Source organism: Synechococcus sp. R3-13, from assembly GCF_047462195.1.
Lineage (GTDB): Bacteria > Cyanobacteriota > Cyanobacteriia > Thermostichales > Thermostichaceae > Thermostichus.
The window spans coordinates 1-3,450 of record NZ_JANSIO010000381.1; the positions used below are offsets into that span (position 1 = coordinate 1).

The window sequence follows — 3,450 nt, forward strand, 5'->3', positions numbered from 1 at the left end:
GTTGAGCTTATCATTGACTAGAGTCATGCTCCCCCGCTGACTTCTCTCTACGCCAATTATTCTTCCGTGAAATCGGCTTCCATCACCCCTGAAGCAGAGCTGGGATCAGGGCTGGCAGCTGCAGTGGGTGCCGGAGCCGGTCGCGCCGCCTGGGGCACTTGCACAATTTGGGGAGTAAAGATGAATAGGTTGTACACCGTGTTGCGGCGGATGTTGTCCATCATCTCCAGGAACAGCTCGTAGCCCTCGTTCTTGTACTCGATCAGGGGATCCTTCTGACCGTAGCCTCGCAGGCCCACAGCTTCCCGCAGCGCCTCCATCTGCTGCAGGTGTTCCCGCCAGAGGGTGTCCACCTGTTGCAACAGGAAAAAGCGCTCTGCCTTGCGCATCAGGCCAGGCTCAAAGGTATCCAAGAAGGCCTCTTTGGCCTCGTAGGCCATCTCCGCCTGTTTGATCAGGTAGTCGAGGATTTCCTGATAGGAGAGATCCCGTAAGTCCTCAACCTTGAGGTTGTCTTTGAGCAGGGGAACGAACTCCTGCATCTTGGCCGTCAGCTTGTCGATTTCCCACTCTTCCGGGGGCAGCTCCGGGTTGACATGAGCCCGCACAATCTCGCCGACGGTTTTGCGCACATAGTCAAGGATCTTGGTCTTGAGGTTCTCCCCTTCCAGAATGCGCCGCCGCTCCGAGTAGATGGCCCGCCGCTGGTTGTTCATCACCTCGTCATACTCGAACACCTGCTTGCGCATGTCGAAGTAGTACACTTCCACTTTTCTCTGCGCATTCTCCAGGCTGCTGCTGAGCAGCGGGTGCTCAATGGGCATGTCCTCTTCCACCCGGAACATGTCCATGAGCTTGGCTACCCGCTCGCCACCGAAAATCTTGAGCAGGTTGTCTTCCAAGCTGAGGAAAAACCGCGAGGAGCCGGGATCCCCTTGTCGCCCGGCGCGGCCCCGCAGCTGGTTGTCGATACGGCGGGATTCATGGCGCTCCGTACCGATCACATGCAGGCCCCCCAGCCTCACCACCTCTTCGTGCTCGGCCTCAGTAATTTTTTCGTACTCGGCTTTGATGCTGTTGTAAACCTCCCGCAGTTGCAAAATTAGCGGATCCTGCACCGGCGCTTTCTCGGAAGCTACTGCGATGAGATCCTCCACCACCAGCTCTGGCAGACGGTTCAGCCCATACTTGGTCACCGCTGCCGCCACCACTTCGTCCAAGGCTTGGCTGGTGCGGGCCGACAGCTCACAGGGGTAAAAATTGGGGGAGACCACCGTCCAGGATTTTTTCGGCTTGGGTGCTGTCCCACCAAATCCCTGGCCACCCCCCCGTCCCACCATCTGAACGGATCCCAAGGGGTTGTCGGCGTCCAATTGAGCCAGCTTGGGCATCAGCCGTTCCCGCAGCTTGAGGCGGGCCATGTACTCCGCATTGCCTCCCAAGATGATGTCCGTGCCTCGACCGGCCATGTTGGTAGCAATGGTTACAGCGCCTTTTCGCCCCGCCTGGGCAATGATCTCCGCCTCCCGCTCCACGTTTTCTGGCTTGGCGTTGAGGAGGTTGTGAGGGATCCCCATTTCCTTGAGCATGGCCGAGAGGCGTTCGGATTTTTCCACGCTGGTGGTGCCCACAAGGACGGGGCGCCCCTGGGCGTGCATGTGGGCAATTTCCTCGGCAACCGCTTGCCACTTGCCCCTTTCGGTCTTGTACACCAAGTCGGGGGCATCTTTGCGGCGGATGGGTCGGTTGGTGGGGATCACCGTAACTTCCAGGTTGTAGGTTTTGCCGAACTCGGCCTCCTCGGTGCGGGCCGTGCCCGTCATGCCGGAAAGCTTGGGATAGAGCAGAAAAAGGTTTTGGTAGGTGATGGTGGCCAGGGTTTGGCTCTCGCTTTGAATCGGCACCCCCTCTTTGGCCTCCACCGCCTGGTGCAGCCCATCAGACCAGCGGCGGCCGGGGAGCACCCGCCCGGTGAACTCGTCCACGATCACCACCTCTTGATTGCGGACGATGTAGTGGACATCCTTGATGAAGAGCTCTTTGGCCTTCACCGCGTTAAAGACAAAGTGGGCCCAGGGATCCTTGGGATCAAACAGGTCAGAGACCCCCAGCAACCGCTCGGCGGCTTCAAACCCCTCGTCGGTAAGGATGACGTTGCGGGCTTTTTCATCCACCTCATAGTGTTCATCTCGGATCAGCTCCCGCGCCACCTGGGCTGCCCGCAGGTATTTTTCGGAGGGGCGAGCCACCTGACCGGAGATGATCAGGGGAGTGCGGGCCTCGTCGATAAGGATTGAGTCCACCTCGTCGATGATGCAGTAGTTAAAGGGCCGTTGCATCACCTCTTTGATATCGGTGGCCATGTTGTCCCGCAGGTAGTCGAAGCCCAGCTCGCTGTTGGTGCAGTAGGTAATGTCGCAGTTGTAGCTGCGGCGCTTTTCTTCGGGTGACATGCCCTCTTGCACTAGACCGACCGTCAGGCCCAAGAAACGGTGCACCTGCCCCATCCACTCCGAGTCGCGCCGCGCCAAGTAGCCGTTGACGGTAACAATGTGAACCCCTTTCCCGGTGAGACCGTTGAGATAGGCGGGCAGGGTGGCGACCAGGGTTTTCCCTTCACCGGTTTTCATTTCGGCAATCTGGCCTTCGTGCAGCACCATGCCGCCGATGAGCTGTACGTCGTAATGGCGCAAGTTCAAGACCCGCTTGGCAGCCTCCCGCACCACGGCAAATGCCTCCGGCAAGAGATCATCCAGAGATTCTCCTCTGTCTAAGCGCTGGCGAAACTCCGTGGTCTTGGCCTTGAGCTCCGCATCCGAAAGAGAGGCGATCTCGATCTCCAGCGAGTTGATCAGCTTGACGACAGGACGGTACTGCCGCATCTTCCGATCGTTGGGATCCCCAAGGAGCTTTTGTAGGGTTTGGAGCATGGGCAAGCCTAGGCCAATGAAGAACATTGATTAATGATGCGATCTTACCATTTTGACTTGGCCGGCCAGGGAGAGGTGGGCCCAGATGAGCTGAGAGGAGAACACCAAAGCCAACCAAAGCCATCAGAATGGATGAGGAGAGCCGGCAGTTACTTGCAGTCCGCGGCAAGAAAATGTCACTCTAGGGAGGCGAAGGGATCCCGACCAAACCGTACTCTGCCGAGGCTCATGAATTTTTTGGGTGTTGGACTGCCGGAAATGTTGGTCATCTTTGCGGTGGCTCTCTTGGTTTTTGGGCCCCGCAAACTGCCGGAGATTGGTCGCACGCTGGCCAAAACCCTGCGCAGCCTGCAGGATGCTTCCAGAGAGTTCGAGGCGCAACTGAACAAAGAGGCCCAAGAGCTGGAAAAAGCCACCCGCGGGACAACGGCTGCTGCCACTCCCAAGGCTTCCCGAACAGCAGCCGCGGCTGAGCCCAAAGCCGAGTCGGTCGCCACAGCCGATACACCCACCTCAGAGA

2 protein-coding genes are annotated in these 3,450 nt (G+C 58.5%); one reads left to right on the plus strand and one right to left on the minus strand.

All coding sequences use genetic code 11. The annotated features are described in order from the left end of the window. Nucleotides 1-56: 56 nt before the first annotated feature. Nucleotides 57-2,930 (minus strand): preprotein translocase subunit SecA, encoded by a 2,874-nt coding sequence (gene secA / locus NW856_RS11385; RefSeq protein WP_414400350.1) that lies wholly within the window; start codon nt 2,928-2,930, stop codon nt 57-59. 228 nt (nt 2,931-3,158) lie between these two features. Between secA and NW856_RS11390 the strand changes: the two genes are divergently transcribed. Continuing rightward, on the plus strand, nt 3,159-3,450 hold a 292-nt coding region (locus tag NW856_RS11390; RefSeq protein WP_414400351.1), incomplete at its 3' end, for a TatA/E family twin arginine-targeting protein translocase.

Excerpts from the sequence above, each read along its gene's own strand:
- secA (WP_414400350.1), bottom strand. The coding sequence starts at position 2,930 with ATGCTCCAAACCCTACAAAAGCTCCTTGGGGATCCCAACGATCGGAAG.